Genomic DNA, 23,168 nt, shown 5'->3' on the forward strand with positions numbered 1-23,168 from the left:
TATTCAAGACTTTCGGTTTTCCGAAAAGTCTTTCATTGCTTCGCCTATTCAAGACTTTCGGTTAAGACATAACGTTCTGTCGGATGAACTATAAATGGAATAGTGAGCATGTATCGAAGGGGGATGAGGGTATGAGGGCAACATTTAAGAACGAACCGTTTACGAACTTCCAGATCGAGTCGAATAATAAAGCTTACGATGCAGCGCTGGCGCTGGTGAGATCAAAGCTGGGACGGGAGTATCCGCTTGTTATCGGGGGACGCCGGATTACGACGAATCGAACCTTGCTTTCTACAAATCCGGCAGCCAAAAACCAGGTGATCGGCGTTGTGTCGCAAGCCGACGCCAGTCTTGCGGAGGAAGCGGTTCAGACGGCAGCGCGCACCTTCGACAGCTGGAAGCATACCGAGCCGAATGAACGGGCCAGGTATTTATATAGAGCAGCGGCACTGCTGCGGCGGCGCAAGCATGAGTTCTCCGCGTGGATGACGGTGGAAGCGGGCAAGACACGCGCGGAGGCCGATGCGGATACGGCGGAAGCGATTGATTTTATGGAATTTTATGCGCGTGAGCTGCAGCGTATTAGCAAGCCGCAGCCTCTTACTCCTCTTGATGAAGAGGAGAATCAACTTTATTATATTCCGCTTGGCGTCGGTATTGTCATACCGCCATGGAATTTCCCGTTGGCAATTATGGCGGGCATGACCACGGCAGCACTTGTGTGCGGGAACACGGTTGTCCTGAAGCCGGCAAGCCCGACTTCGGTCATTGCAGCGCAGTTTGTGGATCTGCTTGAGGAGGCCGGCGTTCCTGCTGGCGTTGTCAATTATTTACCGGGGCCGGGCAGCGAGGTCGGGGATTATCTTGTTGATCATCCGCTTACGAGGTTCGTCAGTTTTACCGGTTCCCGCGAGGTGGGACTGCGGATTAATGAACGAGCCGCGAAGACGCAGCCGGGGCAAAAATGGATCAAGCGTGTTATTGCCGAGATGGGCGGGAAAGATGCGATTATCGTTGACGATGATGCGGATCTTGACCTGGCCGCGGATTCCATTGTCGCTGCGGCATTTGGATTCTCCGGGCAAAAATGCTCCGCTTGCTCCAGAGCGATCGTTCACGAAACGGTGTATGACGAGGTGCTTGCGAAGGTTATCGAGCGGACGCACCGTCTTACGGTAGGAGATCCCGCAGATGCTTCAACGAACGTAGGAGCGGTTATTGATGATAAGGCATTCCGCAAAATACAGGAATATATCGAGATTGGCAAAAAGGAAGGGCAGCTGGTCGCCGGCGGAGCGTCCGATGATTCAGTGGGCTATTTTATCGAGCCTACGATATTTGCAGACGTGGACGCGAACGCCCGCATCTCGCAAGAAGAGATTTTTGGCCCGGTGCTTGCCTTTACGAAAGCCAAGTCCTTCGAGGAGGCGCTCCAGCTGGCGAACAATACCGATTTCGGCTTAACGGGCGCGGTCATATCGAAGAACCGTTCGCATCTGGAGCTGGCGCGGCGTGATTTTATGGCAGGCAATCTGTACTTGAACCGTAAGTGTACCGGTGCTCTGGTTGGTGCCCATCCGTTTGGCGGGTTCAACATGTCGGGTACAGACTCGAAGGCAGGCGGACGTGACTATTTGCTGCTGTTTACACAGGCCAAAATCGTATCGGAGCGCTTTTAAACAAAGGGAGTTTGGCTCCGCGCCACGAATAGAATACAATAAGTGATAGCGAGTACTTGGGATTGCGGGAAAAAGGGGATCGATAACAATGACGCAGCAGGAAACGTATATTATCGCGCTTGACCAAGGAACGACAAGCACACGTGCGATTTTGTTCGATAAAGAGGGAGCTCCGCGCGCTGTTGCTCAAACAGCCGTAGATTGCACCTTCCCTCATCCGGGCTGGGTCGAACAGGACGCCGGGCAGCTGTGGGAAACGTCGCTGCAGGTCATCCGCGAGCTGCTTGCGACGGAGGAGCTAACGGCGGATCGGATCGCCGCGATTGGAATATCGAATCAGCGGGAGACGTCCATCATTTGGGATAAGGCAACGGGACAACCGATCTATAACGCGGTGGTGTGGCAGTCGCGCCAGACATCGGGTATTTGTGAAGCGTTGAAAGAATCCGGCCATGAATTAGCGATCCGGGAGAAAACCGGACTGCTGATCGATCCGTATTTCTCCGGAACAAAGGTAAAATGGATGTTGAATGAAGTGGAGGGCGCCCGTGAAAAAGCGGCTGCAGGAGAGCTGTTATTCGGCACGGTGGACAGCTGGCTGATCTGGAAGCTGACAGGCGGCGCGGTCCATGTAACAGATTATTCGAATGCGTCGCGGACGCTGCTGTATAACATCCACGAGCTGAAGTGGGATGAAGAGCTTCTGGAATGGCTCGATGTTCCAGCTTCGATGCTGCCCGAGGTTCGCTCTTCTTCCGAAGTGTACGGCACGACGGAAGCGTCCCTGTTCGGGGGACCAATTCCCCTTGCAGGCGCTGCCGGTGATCAGCAATCGGCATTGTTTGGGCATGGCTGCTTTGAGAAAGGCGAAGCCAAAAACACGTACGGCACCGGCTGTTTCATGCTCATGAACACGGGTGCTGAACCAATCCGTTCGGAGCACGGACTGCTGACGACAATCGCCTGGGGAATTGACGGGCAGGTGGAATATGCGCTTGAAGGCAGTGTCTTTGTGGCGGGTTCGGCCGTGCAATGGCTGCGCGACAGCATGGAATTGATCGAAACGTCCGAGGAAAGCGAACGGCTTGCCGCGTCGGTTGACTCGACGGAAGGCGTTTATGTCGTGCCGGCTTTTGTTGGTCTGGGTACCCCGTATTGGGACAGCGATGTGCGCGGTGCGGCCTTTGGCATGACACGGGGGACTAAGCGCGAGCATTTTGTCCGGGCTACACTGGAATCGATTGCTTACCAGACGAAGGATGTGCTGGATGCGATGGAACAGTCGGCGGGTATTCCGCTTCAGTCGTTATGCGTTGACGGCGGTGCCATCCGCAACAATCTGCTGATGCAGTTCCAAAGCGACTTGCTGGAAGTACCGGTTGAAAGGCCGGTCGTAAGCGAGACGACAGCGCTTGGTGCGGCTTATTTGGCGGGGCTTGCGGTAGGCTATTGGCAGGGCCGCGAAGAGATTCTGGAGCAGCGGCGGCTGGACAGCGTGTTTGAGCCGGCAATGGCGCCGGAGAGAGTGAGCGAATTGTATGCCGGCTGGCAGAAGGCCGTGAAGGCCGCATTAGTTTTTCGATAAGAGATAGAGGGGAAGACCGTGGCAGTTCTTCATGATGCGTAATAGCATAATGAAGAATGTTCGCGGTTTTCTTTTTAGCATAAGCGATAGGAGCGGTTCGTAAATGGCAAGCGGGATCGGTAAGGAATTTAGCGGAGGTCTTAATGCGATACAGAGGGAAAAGCAGTTGGGCAGCATGTTCGGGCAGGAATTCGATCTGTTAATAATCGGCGGCGGCATCACGGGAGCGGGAATAGCGCTTGATGCGGCAACGCGGGGGCTCAAGACGGCGCTTGTGGAGATGCAGGATTTTGCCGCGGGCACGTCAAGCCGTTCCACCAAGCTGGTGCATGGCGGCTTGCGGTATTTGAAGCAGCTTGAGATCGGAGTTGTAGCGGAGGTCGGCAAGGAGCGTGCGATCGTGTACGAGAACGGACCGCATGTGACGACGCCGGAGCGGATGCTGCTGCCTATCTATAAAGGCGGTTCATTCGGAATGTTCAGCACTTCGCTGGGACTTCGCCTGTACGATTTCCTGGCTGGGGTGAAGCGAGGCGAGAGACGGAAGATGCTTGGAGTGGACGAGACGGCCCGGCGCGAACCGCTTCTGAAGCAGCAGGGGCTGAAGGGCGGCGGATATTACGTCGAGTACCGGACGGATGATGCGCGGCTGACGATAGAGGTGCTCAAAAAAGCCGTCGAGCTTGGCGTATGCGCCATCTCTTATGTGAAGGCCGAATCGCTGCTGTATGAGAATGAGCAGGTTGCAGGAGCCGAGCTGCGGGATCAGCTGTCGGGCAGGATCGGGCAAGTGAAGGCGAAGGTCACGATTAATGCGGCCGGTCCCTGGGTCGATACGATCCGGGAGAAGGACGGCTCGAAGACGGGCAAAACGCTTCATCATACAAAAGGCGCCCATCTGGTCTTCGACCAGAAACGGTTCCCGCTGGAGCAGGCGATCTACTTCGACTCGGCCGATGGAAGGATGCTGTTTGCCATTCCGCGTGACGGTAAGACGTATATCGGCACAACCGATACCGATTACCGGTCCGATCTCGCTCATCCGCGGATAACAGCTGCAGACCGGCAATATATTTTGAAGGCGGCAAACGAGATGTTCCCGTCGCTTCAGTTGAACGTTGAGGATGTCGAATCGAGCTGGGCAGGCGTACGGCCGCTTATCCATCAGGAGGGGAAAAGTCCATCCGAGATTTCCCGGCGCGATGAGGTGCTGCTGTCACCGTCGGGCCTGCTCTCCATGGCAGGCGGCAAGCTGACAGGCTACCGGAAAATGGCCGAGACCGTCATGGATCAGGCAGCAGCCCGGCTTGCCAAAGCTGGACGGGGAAGTATCGGCGAGAGCAAGACGAAGACGCTTCCGGTCTCGGGCGGCGAGGTTGGCGGGTCGGAGGGGTTTTTAAAGTTTATCGCGGATAAAAAGGCGGCGGCTGTCTCGGCAGGCCTTTCCGAAACGGACGCAGAGCGCCTTGTGAAGCGTTTTGGCTCGAATATCGATACGGTGCTTGGGCTTATGCCCGAAGCTCAGGAAGAAGCGATCCGCCGCAAGCTGCCGGTTACGCTTCTTCTGGAGCTGCTCTATGCCATCCGCCATGAAATGGCGTGCAAGCCGGTTGATTTCTGGATCCGTCGCAGCGGCAGCCTCCTCTTCGACCGCAGCCGGGTGATCCGCTGGAAGGATAGCGTTCACAGCTATATGGCGGAGCTGCTCGGGTGGCCAGCCGGAATCAGCAAATCCTATGCCGACGAGCTGGAGCGGGAGCTGCAGTTCGCGGTGACTCCTTCGGAGTAGGGGAGTGCACCAGGTTCGGTAGGCTACACTGGATGGGCAAATGCTTCATTCACAAAGAGGCAAGCGGCTGTGCCTGGGCGAAAGCCCTGTGCGGCCGCCTTTTTCTTTTTCACGATACCGCTTAACTACCCCTTTTTCTCATTGCCGTCCTCTTACTCTCGTGACTATAATAAAAGCGCATACAATTCCAATCCTGATAGGTACTAGGGGGAACAGCCTTGTATACGATATTGCTGGTTGATGATGAAGCGGTCGTGAGGGAAGGCATCAGGGAGCGCATCCCGTGGGAGGAGCTTGGCTTTCAATGCGTAGCCGATTGCGAGAACGGCGTGCAGGCGCTGGAGGAGATTGAACGGCTGCGGCCGCATATCGTGCTGACGGATATTAATATGCCGTTTATGGACGGGCTTGCCTTATCCCGCGAAGTAATGGAACGTTATCCGGATACGAAAGTCGTCATTCTGACCGGCTACGACGATTTCGAATACGCGCAGCAGGCGCTTAAGCTGAAGGTGAAGGATTTTATCCTGAAGCCGGTAACGGCTGCCGAGCTCTCGGCGATGCTGCACAAGCTCCGTCTGGAGCTGGATGAGGAGAAGAAGGAGCGCGAGGATCTGGTCCGGCTGCAAAGCCAGTTGAATGAGAGCATGCCGCTCCTTAAGGAACGCTTCCTCGAGCGGATGTCGACGATGGCGTTAAGCGAGAGGGAGATCACTTCGCGGCTGCACTATTTTCAGCTGCAGCTGCCAGGACCTTTCTATCTTGGGCTGGCGATAGATACCGATCGATTGGAAGAGCAGACAGGAGTGGATACGGATCGGGAGCTGCTGAGGTTCGCCGTATACAATATTGCACAGGAAATTATTAGTCCGGAGCCGGGGGCCGCTGTCTTCCGGAGCAGAGAAGAGCGGGTAATGGCGATCCTTGGCGGCAAGCGCGAAGAGCTGCTTCAAGAGAAGGCGCAGGAGCTGGCCGAGAAGATCCGGCAATCGGCGGTTCAATTCCTGAAGCTGACGGTATCGATTGGAATCGGGACAACCGTCCAAGGCTATAGCCGGATCAGAGAATCCTGCAAGGCCGCGGTTGCTGCGCTGGATTACCGGCTTGTCCTTGGCGATAACAGCGTGATCAGCATTCTGGACATGGAGAAACGCCGAAGCGCACCGGCGGGGCATCCCGCGGAGTTCGACCGTGAATTGATCGCGGGCATCAAGACGGGGACAGCCGATGAAGTAGAGCGTGCGATTGAAGCGCTGATCCGGCATAACAAAGCGGAGCTTACAAGCCTTGACCATTGTTATTTGCGCATCCAGAAGACGATTCTCGCGGTTATGCAGGCACTTGGAGATATCGGCTGCAAGGAGTCCGATGTGTTCGGGAAGGGCGTGAACCCGATGACTGAAATTTACCGGTTCAGGACGATGGAGGAGATCGGGGAATGGCTGAAGACGGCCTGCCGCCAAGCGGTTCATAGCGTTACGGCAGCGCGTAATGATCAATGCCGCTCACAGATCGAGGAAGCCATTTCCTATTTGCAGACGCATTATGTAAACGAGGATCTGTCGGTAAAGGCCGTGTGCAAGCACGTACATATGAGCGTCAGTTATTTCAGCGCTGCTTTTAAGGCACAAACCGGCAGGACCTTTGTCGAGTATGTCACCGCGATCCGGATGGACAAGGCGAAGGAGCTGCTGAAGTTCACCGGCCTTAGAACCTATGAGATTGCTGCGAAAACCGGCTACAGCGACGCGCAATATTTCAGCGTTCTGTTCAAGAAGCATACGGGAGAATCACCAACCGATTACCGTCATCGGACGGCTGCGGAACAGGCATGAGGTGCATAGATGGAATTATTTAAATTCAAAAGCATTCAGACCAATATTGCTGCCGCCTCCGCTTGTCTTATTCTCTTAACGGCTGTTCTGCTCGGCGTGATCTCCTACCAGCTGTCGGCCTCTTCCGTCCGCGAGACGGCACAGGATTATACGGCGGAGCTGATCCGCCAGGTGAATGCCAATATTCAGACGTACATCACCAGCATGGAAAATATATCGATGCTCGCGCTCAGCAATGAGGATGTCCGCGAGCTGGTGGGCGAAGCGGGCAATGACGGGACAAGCGCGGAGGAGCTTGCCCGCGAGCAGCGGATCTCGGCTTATTTTCACTCGATTCTCGCTTCCCGCAAAGATATTGCCTCGATTAACGTAATTGGCTACAACGGCCGATTCGTTTCAGACCGCGAGCAGGCGGAGCTGAATCCAAGCGTGAGGCTGGAGGAGCAGCCCTGGTACAAGAGCGCGCAGGAAGCATCCGGCCGCATTGTTGTCTCTTCCTCCCATGTTCAGCATATGTTCAAGGATGAATATGACTGGGTCGTATCCCTCAGCCGGGAGCTGTGGAGCAAGGACCAGACGGAGCCGCGCGGCGTGCTGCTCGTGGACCTTAACTTCAGTGTCATCAACGACACGCTGAATAACATCGATCTGAGCAAGCGCGGGTATGTGTTTATCGTCGATGAGGACGGTAATATCGTGTACCATCCGCAGCAGCAGCTCATCTACAGCAACCTGAAGTCGGAAAAAATCGACGAGGTGCTGGCAAAGGGCAGCGGCAGCTTTATGACCGATGAAGGCAAAACGAGCCGCATCTATACGATTCAGAATACCGGCTTCGGCTGGAAAATCGTCGGGGTATCCTACGCCAACGAGCTGATCGGCAATAAGCGCGAAATGCAGCTGTCGATGGTGGCGGCGGGGATCTTTTGCCTGATCGTGGGCTTATTGCTCGCCGTCTTTATCTCGCGCAACCTTTCCCGTCCAATCAAGCAGCTGCAGGAGCATATGAAGAAGGTGGAGAAGGGGATCTTCAACATCCGCGTGCCGATCGGCAATCCGAGGGAAATCGCTTCGCTTGCCCGGACGTTTAACCTGATGGTCGTCAAGATCGAAGAGCTGATGAGCCAGGTCGTCCGGGAGCAGGAAATTAAGCGGAAGAGCGAGCTGACAGCGCTGCAGGCGCAGATTAATCCTCACTTTTTGTACAATACGCTGGATTCGATTATTTGGATGGCGGAGGGGAAGAAGACGGACGAGGTTGTCTTGATGACCTCCGCTTTGGCGAGGCTGTTCCGTTCCTCCATCAGCAGAGGGCAGGAGCTGGTCTCTATTCGGACGGAGATCGAGCATGTTGCGAACTACCTGACGATCCAGAAAATCCGGTACAAGGACAAGCTGGATTTCCACATTGATGTGGATCAGGACATTTACCACTACCGCACGCTGAAGGTACTGCTGCAGCCGCTGCTGGAGAACGCGATCTACCATGGCATTAAAAATAAGATCGGGACGGGAACGATTCAGGTGACCGGAGGCAAGCGGGAAGGTTATATCTGGTTTGAAGTGAGCGATAACGGGGTGGGCATGGAGGCGGATACGCTCCGTTCCATTCTTGAACCGCGGCGCAGCGACCGGGAAAGCAAAGGGGTCGGGGTCGTGAATGTCCACGAGCGGATTCAGCTTTATTTTGGCAAGGAGTATGGCCTGTCTTACGCCAGCATCCCGGACGAGGGAACGACGGTAACGGTTCGGATTGCGGCCATTGAGGGCGAAGAGTATGCCGGAGGTGTTGGCGCATGAGTGAATACCGGCGCAGGTCGGCATCGGCGGTACTTGCCGCCATTCTTATCCTGGCTGCTGTCTTTGGCATCTATAAGTGGGTGTCAGCCCAACGGACGGATAAGACCGTCGACATCATTGTCACGATAAAAGCAAAGGGACAAATGATTGATTTCTGGAAGGTACTTATTACCGGCGTTGAGGATGCTGCAAATGAATTTGGTGCGAATGTCTCCATTATCGGCCCTCCTTCAGAGATGGAGATCGACGCACAGATTGAGCAGCTGGAGCAGGCGATCCGGGAGAAGCCCGATGCCATTGTGATGGCCGCCACCGATTACAACCGGCTTGTACCCATTGCCCGGGAGATTGCCAAGGCAGGCATTAAGCTAATAACCGTGGATTCTAGCATTAACAGCGGAGAAGCGCTCAGCTTTATCGCAACGGATAATATCGCCGCAGGGGAAAAAGCCGGGGAGGAAATGGCCAAGCTGCTGCCTGATTCAGGAGCCTCGAAAATCGCGATTATGAGCTATGTATACGGAACTTCGTCCCAAATGGAGCGGGAGAAGGGAGTGCGCGAGTGGCTGGACGGCAACACCCGGATTGAAGTGGTTGATACGTTGTACAGTGAAGGTAAACCTGACAAAGCTTATGAATTGACAAAGGAGCTGCTCTCCAAAGATCCGGGCATTAAAGGAATTGTTGGACTTAACGAACCTTCAACCGTTGGCGCCGGCCGGGCGATTCGGGAGCTTGGACTTAGCGGCAAAGTAAAGCTGGTCGGCTTCGACAGCTCGGTGGATGAAGTGAAGCTGATCGAAGGCGGCGTGCTGCAGGCGACGATCGTCCAGAAGCCGTACAATATGGGCTATTTAAGCGTAAAGACCGCCATTGAGGCTGTACGCGGGCAGAAGTTCCCGAAGTGGATTGATACGGAATCGGTCATTATTAACAAAGACAATTTGTATACGGAACAAAATCAGAAGCTGCTCTTCCCCTTTGTGGGAGAGTAGCTTTTTTCTTGCGAGAAACAGATGTTTTTCAACTATTCAAATACATTATTCCATTCTGGCAAGGAGCCCCGCCGCCTTACAATGAGTGTAGTTAACAGCGGGATGGAGTGGTGCAGGCATGAAGGACATACTCGTTCACATGGAAGGGATCAACAAGTATTTTCCCGGCGTTCAGGCCTTGCAGGACTGCCGCTTCGAATTAAGGCGGGGCGAGGTGCACGCGCTGGTCGGCGAGAATGGAGCCGGCAAGTCTACCATGATGAAAGTGCTGACGGGAGTCTACCAGAAGGACGCGGGAAGCATAACGTACGGCGGAATGGAAGTCGAGATTGCAAGCTCCAAAACGGCGCAGAAGCTGGGCATTTCGATTATCCATCAAGAGCTGAATCTGGCCCCCGATCTGACGGTTGCCCAGAACATTTATATCGGCCGGGAGCCGCGGCGGGCTTTGCGGCTGTTCCTCGATGAACGGGAGCTGAAGCGCAAGGTTGAACGGTTATTCGAAAGGCTCAACATGGACCTGGATCCGGATGAGGCGGTTGCCAATCTCACCGTAGCGAAGCAGCAGATGGTCGAAATCGCAAAGGCATTGTCTTACGACGCCAAGGTGCTGATTATGGACGAACCTACCGCGGCGCTCAGCGATTCCGAGATAGATGATCTGTTTGTCATCATTAATCAGCTGAGGAGTAGCGGAGTTGGCATCGTCTATATCTCGCACCGGATGGATGAGCTGAAGCGGATTACCGACCGGATCACCGTCATGCGGGACGGACGTTATATCGATACCGTATCGACGGCTTCCGTAACGAACGAGCAGATTATCGCGATGATGGTCGGGCGCGAGATTTATGACAGCACGAAGCAAAGCCGGATCGCGGAGAACAGCGAGACCGTGCTGGAAGTGAAGGGGCTTAGCCGCAAAGGGGCGCTTCACAACATTAATTTCAAGCTCCGCAAAGGCGAAATCATCGGTTTCGCTGGTCTTATTGGTGCCGGACGGACTGAGGTAGCAAGGGCAATCTTTGGCGCCGATCCGATAGATGCGGGGGAGATTGCCGTACATGGCCGCAAGGTTGTGCTGAAGCAGCCTTATGATGCGGTCCAGGCAGGGATAGGCTACTTGTCCGAAGACCGCAAGCGTTACGGCTGTATCGTGGAGATGGATGTGAAGACAAACGTAGCTGTCGCCTCGCTAAGAAAGTATGTGAATCCAATTGGCTGGGTGAACCGGACCAAGATCGCGAATGCTGCCGATCAGATCGTCGACATGCTGAAGGTGAAGACGCCGCATATTGACCAGGACGTCAAATTCCTCTCAGGCGGCAATCAGCAGAAGGTTGTCATCGGCAAATGGTTGACTCGCGACTGCGATATCCTGATCTTTGATGAACCAACGCGAGGAATTGATGTCGGGGCAAAAAGCGAGATTTACAAGCTGCTAAACGATCTTGCGGCCCGGGGTAAATCGATCATTATGATCTCCTCGGAGCTTCCCGAGATCCTGCGGATGAGCCACCGCATTATCGTCATGTGCGAAGGGCGGATTACCGGTGAGCTCGACCGGGAGGAAGCTACGCAGGAGCAGATTATGCGCTACGCCACATTACGGGCTTGATGACCACTAACGCTACCAGTTACAAGGGGTGATTCTCAATGAAAATGCAGCCAAAAGCCGAAATGGCTCAGCTTGGCGGCAAGCAGACCGCGCTTCTTCTGAAGCCGGGCGTTCTGCAACAGGTGCTTGCTTTTGCCAGCTTAATCGTCCTTATTCTCGTCTTCACTTTCTCTTCCAGCAACTTCTTTCAGTTCTCGAATATCGTTGGCATTCTGCTCTCGACCGCGGTTACGGGCGTTCTGGCGCTAGGCTCAACGTTTGTCATCATTACGGGCGGCATTGACCTGTCGGTCGGCACGGTGATGACATTAAGCGCGGTAATGACCGGAGTATTCATTACGTATTGGGGCCTTCCGGTTCCGCTGGGCATTGTTGGCGGTATCCTGACGGGTGCCGTATGCGGCCTGCTGTCCGGAGTGATGGTCGCCAGGCTCAAGATCCCGCCTTTTATCGCGACGCTTGCCATGATGATGATCGCCAAAGGCCTGGCTCTTGTCATCTCCGGCACAAAGCCAATCTACTTCAACGATGATCCGGTGTTCAGCGAAGTGTCGCAAGGCTCGTTCTTTGACGAGATTATCCCGGGCTTCGCAATCCCGAATGCGGTTGTCATCTTCTTCATCGCCGCGATTATCGGAAGCATTCTTTTATCCAGGACGATTGTCGGCCGTTATAACTTTGCCCTCGGCAGCAACGAAGAAGCAACAAGGCTGTCGGGCGTAAACGTGAACTACTGGAAAATCGTGATCTATACGATCACCGGTATCTTCACCGGTCTTGCCGGTATTCTGATTGCCTCCCGGTTGAATTCCGCCCAGCCTGCTCTTGGCTCCGGTTACGAGCTTGAAGCGATCGCTGCCGTTGTTATCGGAGGCACCTCGCTTAGCGGCGGGAAAGGCACCATCGTAGGTACGGTTATCGGTGCGCTTATTATGAGCGTGCTCACCAATGGCCTTCGGATCCTGTCCGTTCCGCAGGAATGGCAGACCGTTGTGGTAGGCATTGTTATCCTGCTCGCCGTTTATGCGGACATCCTGCGCCGCCGCAAAGCGTAGCTCGCTAGAAGCTCTGTCTGGCTGATGCTTCAGAATCCAGAACGAGAGATTCTATATAGGCCTTATAAATCCAAATCAAAGGGGAGATTTCGGTGAAGAAGTTTACGGCATTGCTGCTTGCTCTGTTGATGACGGTTGTTGTGCTGAGCGCCTGCGGTTCGAATAACTCGAACAATTCAGGCAGCAAGTCCAGCGGCGGGAATGGTTCGACCAAAGCAAGCGGGGACAAGATTTATATTCCGGTCATTTCGAAAGGGTTCCAGCATCAATTCTGGCAGGCGGTCAAGGCCGGAGCCGAGAAAGCCGCAGCCGAATTCAGCGTAGAGATTACATTCGAGGGTCCGGAGACTGAAGCGCAAGTCGATAAACAGATCGAAATGCTGCAGGCCGCTCTCGACAAGAAGCCTAGCGCGATTGGGTTTGCCGCTCTCGACAGCCAGGCTTCGATTCCTCTGCTGCAAAAGGCGAAGGATGCAGGCATTCCGGTCATCGCCTTCGACTCCGGTGTAGACAGCGACATTCCGGTTACAACAGCATCAACGGATAACGTAGCCGCGGCTGCTCTTGCAGCGGACAAAATGGCTGAGCTTATCGGCGGCTCGGGCGAGATTGGCGTGATCGTCCATGACCAGACATCCGTTACCGGCGTTGACCGCCGCGACGGCTTCGTGAACCGGATGAAAGAGAAATATCCCGATATTAAGATTGTCGACATTCAATACGGCGGCGGCGACCACCTGAAATCGACGGACCTTGCCAAAGCGATGATCCAGGCGCATCCGAATCTGAAAGGCTTCTTCGGCTCGAATGAAGGCTCCGCCGTGGGCGTCATAAATGCCGTAACCGAGCTGAAGAAGGAAGGCCAAATTACGGTAATCGGCTTTGACTCCGGCAAGGCGCAGCTGGATGCGATTAAGAGCGGCGTGATGGCCGGCGCCATTACGCAAAATCCGGTAGGCATCGGTTATGAAACCGTCAAAGCGGCAGTAGAGGCGATCCGCGGCGAGAAGGTGGAATCCACGATCGACACAGGCTTCTATTACTACGATAAGTCGAATATGGATAACGAAGAAATCAAAGCGGTATTGTACGAATAATCAGGCAGGAAAAGGACAAAAAATAGCAGCCGGATGTCAATTAAATTGACGCCGGCTGCTACTTTTTTACCATTGTTTTTTGAAAAGACCTGAGGATTGTGTTAACCTAAAAAGAAAAGGCTGGAGGTCACGATGGCAAAAGCGCATAAAAAATTATCTGCATTAGAGATGTTTAAAAGGGCTGTTTTTATCACGATTGGGTCTGTATTAATGGGTGTTGCACTGGAATTATTCCTCGTACCTAATGATGTAATCGACGGTGGTATCACCGGTATTTCCATTATGGTATCCGAATTAACGCACTTGCCCCTTGGTCTATTCATATTCCTCTTGAACATTCCATTCCTGTTCATTGGCTTTAAGCAAATCGGCAAAACCTTTGCCATTTCCACTTTATACGGTATCGCGGTTATGTCCATCACGACGCAGTTGCTTCACCATGTACACGCATTTACGGAAGAAAAGCTGCTTGCCGTTCTATTCGGCGGTATCATTCTTGGTGCCGGTGTAGGTCTTGCGATCCGCTTTGGCGGTTCCCTTGACGGCACGGAGATTGTTGCGATACTTGCATCCAAGAAATTCGGCATGCCGGTCGGACAGATCATTATGATCGTCAACGTCTTTATCTTTATTCTCGCCGGATTTGTGTTTGAATGGAATTCCGCGATGTATTCGATGGTTACTTATTATCTGGCAACAAAAGTCATGGACATCGTTGTTGAAGGTATTGAGGAATCGAAATCCGTCACGATTATTTCCAGCAATTATGAAGAAATCGCCGAGACTATCATGACCCGGCTTGGCCGCAGCACAACGTATATCCAGGCACGCGGCGGCTATTCCAGAGAAGAGACGCAAATGGTGTATTGCGTAGTCAGCCGTCTGGAAGTGGCAAAGCTGAAAGCCATAGTTCATGACATCGATACAAAAGCGTTTATTGCTATTGAGAATGTAGCCGATGTACAGGGCGGCGGTTTCACGAAGAAAAGCATTCACTAAGCTTGATTAGAGCTCTTTAGCACAGCAGTGAGCCGGTCCGGGTAATCGGTAATGATGCCTGCGACTCCTGCTTGGATCAGACGAATCATCTCGGCCGGTTCATTAACGGTAAATACGTTATAGATCACCTCATGCCCGGCTGCTTCTGCCACCCAATCCGGCAGTACGGCGTAATGCGAGGCATGCAGGGCGGTTGCCCCAATGGATAAAGCATATTTCCACGGGCGGTATAAGCCTTCCATATACAAAATGCCAGTTGGAATGTCCGGCGCAAGCCGTTTGCATTCGATAAGCGAATAGTGGTTAAAGCTGGAGAGTATCACCTGATCCTCCATCCCGTAAGCGCGAACGGTCTCGATTACCTTTTGCTCCATTCCGGGGTAAGGGACGATGCCGTTTTTTAATTCGATGTTTATGAAGGTTTGAGTCTGCTTGGCAAGGTCGAGCAACTGCTCGAGCGTAGGAATCCGTTCATCCTTGAACGATGGAGAGAACCAGCTGCCGGCATCCAGCTCCAGCAAATCGCCCGATTGCACATCTGCTACAAGGGAATTTACGCCGGTTGTCCGTTTCAGCTTCTCATCATGGATGAGCACAAGCTTGCCGTCCTTCGTCATTTGCACATCGGTCTCGATCCCTGTAGCGCCAAGCTTGATCGCCTGTTCGAAGGCGATCATCGTATTCTCCGGATAACTGCCGGAAGCTCCGCGGTGCGCATAATTAACGAGTGTTGTCATAACCGTTCTCCCACTCCCATCTCCATCATAAGATTGAATTAATCTAACTTTACTTTCGAATTGTTTGCGGTGTATTAATCTCTATCATTCTTATGTTGAATTTGCCGATTGCATACCCCTAGGGGGTATGATATGATAAAGCTAAACCATACCCCCTGGAGGTATTTAAGATGATTGAACAAGAGAAGTCAGAGCATTGCCATTCCGATCAGCCGGACCAGCAAGGTGCCGAGCGGAAGAGCCATCATTCCGATAAAATGAAGTCTAACCTCGTATCGCGCCTGAACCGGATTGAAGGACAAATCCGCGGTGTGAAGGCAATGATTGAGAAGGATACGTATTGTGACGATGTGCTGAATCAGATTGCTGCCGTGCAGTCGGCGCTGAACGGTGTCGGGAAGCTTCTGCTGGAAGGTCATCTGAAAAGCTGCGTGATTGAACGCATTCAGGCGGGAGAAAGTGAAGTGATTGACGAGCTGCTCGTCACCGTAAATAAATTAATGAAATAAGACTAGGAGGGAATACATTATGGCGAACGTTACATTGAAGGTAGAAGGCATGTCCTGCGGACATTGCGTAAGCGCAGTAGAGAAGGCCGTTACCGGAGCAGGAGCAAGCGGATCGGTTGATCTGGCTGCGGGTAAAGTAACCGTACAATATGATGAGAAGAAAGTATCGCTTGATGCGATCAAGGGCGCTATCGAAGAGCAAGGCTACGATGTCGTTTAACTAGTCTATAGTGAGGCGTTGTCAGCTCCGAAGGAGTCTGATAGCGCCTTTTATTTTAGCCCGCCGGCCGATATACTCTAATCTCCGAAAGGGTTTTACAGATACCCGAACTTCCACCAACTACCTCCATAGGGTGCTGATGCTCGTACGCTGTACGTTATGCAGGATAATGAGGCAATTTCGGTTGATGTCAGGTCATACGTTGTATGAAATACAGTATAATTGAACGAAAAAGCTCATTTTGCCCGTTCTGCTCCATTTATACTGTATTCCTTGCAATGCAGCTCCAGAATGATAAACGGCAGGTACGATTATCCTGCATAAAATACAGCCTGGGCTCAATCAATCAGCCAGCTAACCGGTTGTCCGCCAAACAAAAAAGGGGTCCGTTAGCCCCCAGTCTCGCCCCTTGCGCAAAATTTAAAAAGCCTTCAAATCCGCTCATCCCAGCGGGTTTGGGGGCTTTTTTGTGCTTTCGGCGGTGATTATCGGATATCGGCAGTGGGTATATTGATAGGGACAATGGAAGGAGCGAACAGAGGCACATGCAACGAAAACGAAACCGAAAAAACCGAAATCGCACGCTACATATTGGACTTATGGCGGTTCTCTTATCCGCTTCGTATACAACAACAGGCAACACAGGCTGGGCAGCTTCTGGCGGCTCTAATACGGCGACCTCTGCTCATACAAGCTTTGGTCAAGCCGGCACCCGAACCGCTGATAGAGAGACCGAATCCCATCACCATCATCATGCTCATGAAGAGGGACAGAAGCAAGCAGCATCCGTTCAATGGAGCTTCTCACCAGAGCAGCCGCAAGCCGGCGAGCGTACAGCTATTCAGCTTGCTATAGTGGATGCACATGGTCAACCGGTTAAAAGCTTTGCTAGGAACCACGAGAAGGAGATTCATCTCATTGCGGTAAGCGGCGATCTGACAGAGTTTCAGCATCTGCATCCAGTGGATCAAGGAGCGGGCCGTTTTACCGTTGATACCGTCTTCCCGAAAGGCGGCAAGTATAAATTGTTTGCTGATTTTATCCCGGCAGGTGGAAGTCATCAGGTAGCGGAGACCGAATTCGAAGCTGGCGGTAAGACGGCAGCCTCAGAGCCGCTTGTACCGGACAAGCAGCTCGTTCAGACCGTGGCCGGCACACAGGTTTCTTTGCTAACCAGTCAGCTGCAAGCCGGACGAGAGACTGCGCTGGCCTTCTCCTTCAAGGACGCCAAAACCGGTAAGCCGGTGCAGGATATGGAGCCGTATCTCGGCGCAGCCGGGCACGTGGTTATCATCAGCGAGAATCTGAACCATTATCTTCATGTCCATCCGAAGGAGGGACAGACGGCAGGACCTGAAGCTATATTCGAGACCGGGTTTCCTGCTCCCGGCCTTTATAAGGTTTGGGGCCAGTTCCAGCGTCACGGCGATAATTTTGTTACTTCCTTTACGATAAAAGTCGGGGAATAAGCATAGCTGCCGCTGCCCTTGAGCAACCTAGGTCAATAATGGAAGTGAAGGGATGGTTTGTGAGCCATGAATGAGAAGGTTATCTCGATTCTGGAAGGTAAAATCCGGCATGTCGACAGCGAGGATGGGGAGATTTATCTGGTCGGCCCAATCAAGCTGCCAGTTAACTTGGAGGACGAAACGGTTATTTTTCATTGGTACTGCTGGCTGCTCTGCAAGGAAGAAGCAGATAAACTCGAGGACATCATTGATAAGCTGTCCGGCGCTAACCTGGCTGAAATGCAGCAGTCGAGCGTGCTTGTATACGGAGACTTCGAGCATGCCGACGAGGCGTTTATCCGGATGCACAGCATTTGTCATACGGGAGATATATTCGGCAGCAAGCGCTGCGATTGCGGCTACCAGCTGCATCAGTCGATGAAGATGATTGTGGCGCATGAGGCGGGGGCGCTCTTTTACCTCGCGAATCATGAAGGACGCGGCATTGGGCTGTTCAGTAAAGCAATGGCTTACCTGCTGCAGGAGCAGGGCTATGATACGGTCGAGGCGAACCTGAATTTGGGGTTTGTGGATGATGCCCGCAACTACAGCGATGCGATCCGGGTACTGCGATCCTTAAGACCAAAGAACAAGCCGGTCACGCTAATTACGAATAATCCCCGCAAGCTGGATGCGCTGCGCTCCGCCGGTCTTGACGTCGCCGACCGGATTCCGCTGTGGGGCGATGTGTCGGAGTATAACGAGAAATATTTGCAGACCAAGATCAACCGTTCGGGCCATCTGGTCAGCGGCTGTCCGGAGCAGTAATCGTCTTGGGAGTATCGTCCAAAATACGAAAGTCCTGTGATATAATCCAAGGAAAAGGGCTGGAAGCGGGGCAGATCACGTGACTTGGCAGACGAATCGGGACGGGGAAGTACCGGAAGTGAAGCGTGAAATCGTACTGGAAAATTTTCGGCTCGCGTTTCAGCTGGTGGGCACGCATTGGCGGACAGTTGATAAAGGCTGGTCCTACATGGAGCATCAGCATCCGCTGCTGGAGTTAAATGTTGTGCTTCAGGGCAGACAGTTGACAGTGGTGTCCGGGGAAGAGTATACCCAGAACGCAGGTGATCTGCTGCTGATCCGGCCGGATGAGGTTCATAAGAGCCGCAATGCCGGGAATGAGCCAATGACTTATTTCGCCCTTCATCTGGATGTGGATGATCCGGATTTATATTATTTGCTGGGGCGGATTGAGCAACGCTTGTTCCAGGCGGACTCGCCGATTGTCCTGCAGTTAATGCCTCATATCGATGAGCTGATGGAGATTTGCTTAAGTGACCCGGACAATGACATGATCAGGCGGCTGGACATCCGGGTGAAGGTCATGCAGGTGCTGCTGATTCTGACGATGGAAGCGAGACGCTTAACGCAGCCGCATCCGGGCAGAAACGGCAGGCCGCAGGGCGAATATTCGGTTCCGTTAATACGCCATCGCGAACAGATCTCGCTGGAGAAGAAAGTACAGATGTTATTTTCCGAGCCGTACATGCGGGATGTCCAGATGGATGAGGCAACGCTGCCTTCTTTCCGCTGGGCGGGCGTGTTTACGTTCCAGATTGAGGACAAGGCTTTCTGGCAGTCGACGGACCGCTTCTGGATGAAGGAGCAGCTGACGGAGAACATGAGGGAGCTTGGGACGGTAGTTGTTATAGAAGACGGACCGTTCATGAATGCCGCCGTACTCACCTCCAAACACTCCGTACCGAATATGGAAGAGATCGTGCTGAAGAAAAAAAGAATGCTGGAAGGGCGCCTCGGCATCCCGATCAAGCTGGGGTTCGGCGGTATTACGGCAACCGTATCGGAGCTCAGGTCTCTGTACCGGAACAGTCTCCGCCAGCTGGGGCATGCAGGGGATGAGGATGAGAAGCTGCTCCGCTATGAATTTGTCAGCCGCATTATTCGATCGGCGATGCAGATTATGGAGACCGAGTATGGGAATAAAGAGCTGTCGCTAGTCACTCTGGCGACGCGGCTTGGCGTAACGTCAAACTATTTAAGCGGGCAATTCAGCGCTCAGACGGGGGCGACATTCACGCATCATTTGACGAGTATCCGGATTCGCCAGGCCAAACGGCTGATGCGGGAGACCAATATGAAGATCTATCAGGTTGGCGAACGGGTTGGCTATACCGATCATGCCTACTTCAGCCGTTTATTTAAAATGATGGTAGGAGTAAGTCCCGCCAAATACCGTCTGTCCGAGCAATCATCTTAAATGGTTTGTGAGACTGGCAGCAGCCTTCGGGAAATCGGGGGCTGTTATAAATTTCATCATTTTAGCAAACGCTTACATTTCACCTTAAAATAATCCAACAAATCATATTTCTGTCGCATTGCTGATGGTTTGACCCTATGTGACACTGGGGTTAGATGGTTAACGTCTGAAAGGTGGTGCTACTCATGTACAAGGTGCTGGTCGTCGATGATGAACCGTTCATGCTGGAGGGCTGGAGGACCATGGTGGATTGGGAGAAGTATGGCTTCCGGCTTTGCTGGGCGGTATCGGACGGCAAGGAAGCACTGGAGGTAATGGAGCAGGAAGTGCCCGATCTCGTATTTACTGATCTTCAAATGCCGGTTATGGATGGACTTGAACTGATCAGGCAAATGAAACAACGCCATAGGCTTGAGCATATAACGACGGCAATTGTCAGCGGCTACTCACGGTTTGATGCTGCACAGTTCGCGATCCGTCATCAGATTGAGCAGTATTTATTGAAGCCGCTGATTGAAGAAGAGATACATGAGCTGCTGAATTCCCTCCGCTTGTCACTGGACCAGCGTAAAGCAGCGGATAGCCTGGCGAGTGAGAAAGAGTCCCTGCACACCGTATTTGCAAGGGCGCTTCAGGATGAGAGTGAGCATGCGCGCTCGGCGCTGCTGCAGCTGCTGGACTGTCCTAATGATGTGCCTGGAAGACTGCTCCTCTTAGATGCCGGCAAGACGGCTGCGCCAAGCAAGGAAGAGGTTGAAGCAGTTTCGGCAGGATTGTCGGCAGGCATTTGCTGTTTCGAGGATGCCGCAGGTTCCGCATTGCTGATGGTCTGGTCGCGGCAAATGGACAGCTCGGAAGCCGGGCTGGATTCGGATGTTCGGATGATCGCAGCCAGGCTGGCTGGCGAATATCCGTCGTGTTCGATTTACGTCAGCGGGAGAACACGGGGCTGGCAGCATCTGCGGCAATTGCACAAGCAGCTGCTGGAGCTTCGCGGCAGAAGCTTGTATAAGGGACAGTCCGGTATCTGCTGGCATGAGCAGGTTCAAGAACAGGTGCAGTGGCGGTGGGAGGATGCGGCAAGCCGGGCGGCGGCTTTGCTAAATTCCGTAGACCGTAACGAAGCTGCCGCTATAGGAAGTGCTGTACATGCACTAGCCGAGTTTATTGCTGGGACAGCCGATCCGGCTGGCAGTATGGCGGCATGCCTCTCTTATTTGCAGGGCGGACTGCTGCGTGCTTATCATCAAGCTGGCGGTGATCCCATACACCCGCCGGATTGGCTATTGCCTCAATACGGCTGGCAGGCGAATGTGCGGGAACAGTTAACGGCGGTTTGCCTGAAGGCTGCCGGGCAGATTGAAGAGCTGAATGGCAAGCGTCCGGAAGGACGGCTTCAAGAGGCTGTTGCTTATGTGACTGCCCATTACCGGGAGAAGCTGCAGCTTAAAGAACTGGCGGAGCTGTTCCGGCTCAATCCGGTTTATTTGGGCCAGCAATTCAAACGGGTGACCGGTTATTGCTTTAATGATTACATGCATCTCCTGCGGATTAAGGAAGCGAAGAAGCTGCTGCTTCGGACTGATCTGAAGGTATCCGCAATTGCCAGTGAGCTCGGCTATCACAGCACGGAATATTTCGGCTCTGTCTTTAAATCACTTACGAAAGTATCGCCCTCGGCTTACAAATCGAATCAAAAAGGTGATTGGCGCGATGATGAACCGGCTATTTTCTAATAAAATCAACGATATTCCCCTGAATCTGAAATTCCTTATGATCTACGTGTTATGCATCCTCATCCCGATTATCGGCATCAACGTTTTTTTCTATCAGCAGAACTCGGATAATATCCGGATACGCGAGCAAGAGAATTTGCGCAAGTCGATGGACCGCGCAGCGGCGGAGCTGCACAGCATGATCGACGAAAGCGTCGCGGTCAGCCACTCGATCGAAGGCGACGATTCGCTGAATGAAGTATTGGACAAAACGTATGACAGCCCCGTCTCTTCCTATGAAAGCTACGACAGCGTACTGCGCAACAAGCTGAAGCGCTATATGCCCGTTTACCCGAACATCCTGGAAATCCGGATCTACACGTACAACCGGTCCATTCAGACCGGAAGCAATTATTATGTCATCAACCAGGCGGAAGAAAACAGCCCATGGCTGCAACCGCTGCTGAGAGAGCCGGGTCATGCTTTTCGCGTAGTCGCTTATACCGAAACGTCAGGGACAACGGCAGGCCCCTCCAAAAAAATGAGTGTCATCAGCGATATGGATCAAGGCTTCAGCATTGTAAAGCCGGATTATCGGAAGTTCCTTCGGGTCGATCTGAATGTGGACAAAATTTACGATATTTTGAGCAGGGAAAGCGACAGCCTGGGCCTGCAGCTGGTGAATGAGCATAATGAGATCGTCGCCGAAACGGGGGACCGCAATAGGCCCGTCCATGCCGCGGATACGGCGGAATGGGGCTCGGGCGATGTCTTTGTCTCGAACCTTGGAACGGTCAGCTACGTGCAGGGCTGGAAGCTGGTCGGACGGGCAAATAATGACCGGATTACCGGTCTCCTGGACGAATCGAGGCGGTCGATCCTATGGCTCGCGGTTATTAGCACGCTTATTCCTTCCCTTCTTATTTTCGTTATGCTCCGTTCCTACCACTACCGGATCAAGAAGCTGGCCCGCCATATGGACCGCGTACGCAATGAGCGCTTCGACCAGGTGATGCTGCCGGAAGGAAAAGATGAGATTGGCGGCCTTATTAATGCCTACAATGTGATGACGATGAAGATTAACATGCTCATTAATGATGTCTATAAGCTGGAAATTCATCAGAAGAGTCTTGAGGTCGAGCGGGTACGGATGGAGATGAATATGCTTCAAAGCCAGATGAATCCTCATTTCCTGTTTAATACGCTTAATGCTCTGCTCGTTGTGGCGACGAAAAACGGCTACAAGGATGTTACGGAAATTATTAAAAGCCTGTCGCTTCTTCTCCGAAGACTGCTCAGACGGGCCGATGACCTGGTGCCGTTGAAGGAAGAGCTGCAGTTCACGCTCATGTATCTGCAGATTGAGAAGTTCCGGTTCGGTGAACGGTTTGATTATGTTGTTGATATCGACCCGCATGCCAGCGAGATTAAGGTGCCGATCATGAGCATTCAGCCGCTTGCCGAGAATGCCTGCAAGCATGGGCTGCAGGCGATTAAGGGCGGAGGGATCGTCCGGATCGAAGCCCGGATGTCCGAACGGGGCTTAACCGTCTCCGTATCGGATAACGGAATTGGCATGGATCAGGCGGTGCTTGACCGGCTGCAGCAGGCTGTACGTTCGGAGCAGGGGATGGAAGGTCATGTCGGTCTGCGCAATGTGTACCGCAGACTCGAGCTTTTCTACCACGAAAGCGTACAGTTTCGGATGATGAGCGGCCCGGAAGGCGGACTCACCGTAAGCTACCAGATACCGCTTCAGCAGCTCGAGCAAGCCCAGGCGAAGCCGGGTGCCGCCTCGTAAAT

Annotated in this window: 18 protein-coding genes; 17 read left to right on the forward strand and 1 reads right to left on the reverse strand. The window is 53.1% G+C overall.

The window, feature by feature from the left end; all coding sequences use genetic code 11:
- Positions 1-131 precede the first annotated feature (131 nt).
- The 10 genes from pruA to BM200_RS08930 all read left to right on the forward strand — a co-directional run bounded on the left by pruA (position 132) and on the right by BM200_RS08930 (position 14,452).
- The gene (gene pruA / locus BM200_RS08885; RefSeq protein WP_091184087.1) at positions 132-1,679 is read left to right on the forward strand and encodes an L-glutamate gamma-semialdehyde dehydrogenase; all 1,548 of its coding nucleotides are present in this window, start codon (positions 132-134) and stop codon (positions 1,677-1,679) included.
- 88 nt (positions 1,680-1,767) lie between these two features.
- Positions 1,768-3,264, forward strand: coding sequence for a glycerol kinase GlpK (glpK, locus tag BM200_RS08890; RefSeq protein WP_091184089.1), 1,497 nt, complete (start codon positions 1,768-1,770; stop codon positions 3,262-3,264).
- Positions 3,265-3,367: 103 nt separating this feature from the next.
- Positions 3,368-5,053, forward strand: coding sequence for a glycerol-3-phosphate dehydrogenase/oxidase (locus tag BM200_RS08895; RefSeq protein ID WP_091184091.1), 1,686 nt, complete (start codon positions 3,368-3,370; stop codon positions 5,051-5,053).
- A 218-nt stretch (positions 5,054-5,271) separates the two neighbouring features.
- Positions 5,272-6,888, forward strand: coding sequence for a response regulator transcription factor (locus BM200_RS08900; protein ID WP_091184093.1), 1,617 nt, complete (start codon positions 5,272-5,274; stop codon positions 6,886-6,888).
- 9 nt (positions 6,889-6,897) lie between these two features.
- Positions 6,898-8,688 carry a cache domain-containing sensor histidine kinase gene (locus BM200_RS08905; protein WP_091184095.1) on the forward strand — a complete coding sequence of 597 codons (1,791 nt, stop codon included), beginning with the start codon at positions 6,898-6,900 and terminating at the stop codon, positions 8,686-8,688.
- Positions 8,685-9,683, forward strand: coding sequence for a substrate-binding domain-containing protein (locus BM200_RS08910; RefSeq protein ID WP_091184096.1), 999 nt, complete (start codon positions 8,685-8,687; stop codon positions 9,681-9,683). Before BM200_RS08905 ends, BM200_RS08910 begins: the two co-directional genes overlap by 4 nt.
- Before the next feature lie 118 nt (positions 9,684-9,801).
- A complete protein-coding gene (locus tag BM200_RS08915; RefSeq protein WP_091184099.1) occupies positions 9,802-11,301 on the forward strand; it encodes a sugar ABC transporter ATP-binding protein in 1,500 nt (499 codons plus the stop codon).
- Positions 11,302-11,363: 62 nt separating this feature from the next.
- On the forward strand, positions 11,364-12,356 hold the full coding sequence (locus tag BM200_RS08920; protein WP_091186208.1) for an ABC transporter permease: 993 nt from the start codon (positions 11,364-11,366) through the stop codon (positions 12,354-12,356).
- 128 nt (positions 12,357-12,484) lie between these two features.
- A complete protein-coding gene (locus BM200_RS08925; protein WP_175532856.1) occupies positions 12,485-13,453 on the forward strand; it encodes an ABC transporter substrate-binding protein in 969 nt (322 codons plus the stop codon).
- A gap of 132 nt (positions 13,454-13,585) precedes the next feature.
- Positions 13,586-14,452 (forward strand): YitT family protein, encoded by an 867-nt coding sequence (locus tag BM200_RS08930; protein WP_091184104.1) that lies wholly within the window; start codon positions 13,586-13,588, stop codon positions 14,450-14,452.
- Here BM200_RS08930 and BM200_RS08935 read toward each other — a convergent pair.
- Positions 14,449-15,189 carry a glycerophosphodiester phosphodiesterase gene (locus BM200_RS08935; RefSeq protein WP_091184106.1) on the reverse strand — a complete coding sequence of 247 codons (741 nt, stop codon included), beginning with the start codon at positions 15,187-15,189 and terminating at the stop codon, positions 14,449-14,451. The genes BM200_RS08930 and BM200_RS08935 overlap by 4 nt on opposite strands.
- Before the next feature lie 170 nt (positions 15,190-15,359).
- Here BM200_RS08935 and BM200_RS08940 point away from each other — a divergent pair, with 170 nt between their 5' ends.
- From BM200_RS08940 to BM200_RS08970, 7 genes are all read left to right on the forward strand, one after another.
- Positions 15,360-15,698, forward strand: a complete 339-nt coding sequence (locus BM200_RS08940; protein WP_091184108.1) for a metal-sensitive transcriptional regulator — start codon at positions 15,360-15,362, stop codon at positions 15,696-15,698.
- Between the two features lie 19 nt (positions 15,699-15,717).
- On the forward strand, positions 15,718-15,918 hold the full coding sequence (locus BM200_RS08945) for a copper ion binding protein (protein ID WP_091184110.1): 201 nt from the start codon (positions 15,718-15,720) through the stop codon (positions 15,916-15,918).
- A 545-nt stretch (positions 15,919-16,463) separates the two neighbouring features.
- The gene (locus tag BM200_RS08950) at positions 16,464-17,387 is read left to right on the forward strand and encodes a hypothetical protein (protein WP_091184113.1); all 924 of its coding nucleotides are present in this window, start codon (positions 16,464-16,466) and stop codon (positions 17,385-17,387) included.
- A gap of 66 nt (positions 17,388-17,453) precedes the next feature.
- The gene (locus BM200_RS08955) at positions 17,454-18,194 is read left to right on the forward strand and encodes a GTP cyclohydrolase II (RefSeq protein ID WP_091184115.1); all 741 of its coding nucleotides are present in this window, start codon (positions 17,454-17,456) and stop codon (positions 18,192-18,194) included.
- Positions 18,195-18,273: 79 nt separating this feature from the next.
- Positions 18,274-19,650 (forward strand): AraC family transcriptional regulator, encoded by a 1,377-nt coding sequence (locus BM200_RS08960; protein WP_091184118.1) that lies wholly within the window; start codon positions 18,274-18,276, stop codon positions 19,648-19,650.
- A gap of 185 nt (positions 19,651-19,835) precedes the next feature.
- Positions 19,836-21,386, forward strand: coding sequence for a response regulator (locus BM200_RS08965; protein ID WP_091184121.1), 1,551 nt, complete (start codon positions 19,836-19,838; stop codon positions 21,384-21,386).
- Positions 21,364-23,166 (forward strand): sensor histidine kinase, encoded by a 1,803-nt coding sequence (locus BM200_RS08970; RefSeq protein ID WP_091184123.1) that lies wholly within the window; start codon positions 21,364-21,366, stop codon positions 23,164-23,166. The genes BM200_RS08965 and BM200_RS08970 overlap by 23 nt, the downstream gene beginning before the upstream one ends.
- The last annotated feature ends 2 nt before the right edge of the window (positions 23,167-23,168 follow it).

The organism is Paenibacillus catalpae, assembly GCF_900112695.1.
Taxonomy (GTDB): domain Bacteria; phylum Bacillota; class Bacilli; order Paenibacillales; family Paenibacillaceae; genus Pristimantibacillus; species Pristimantibacillus catalpae.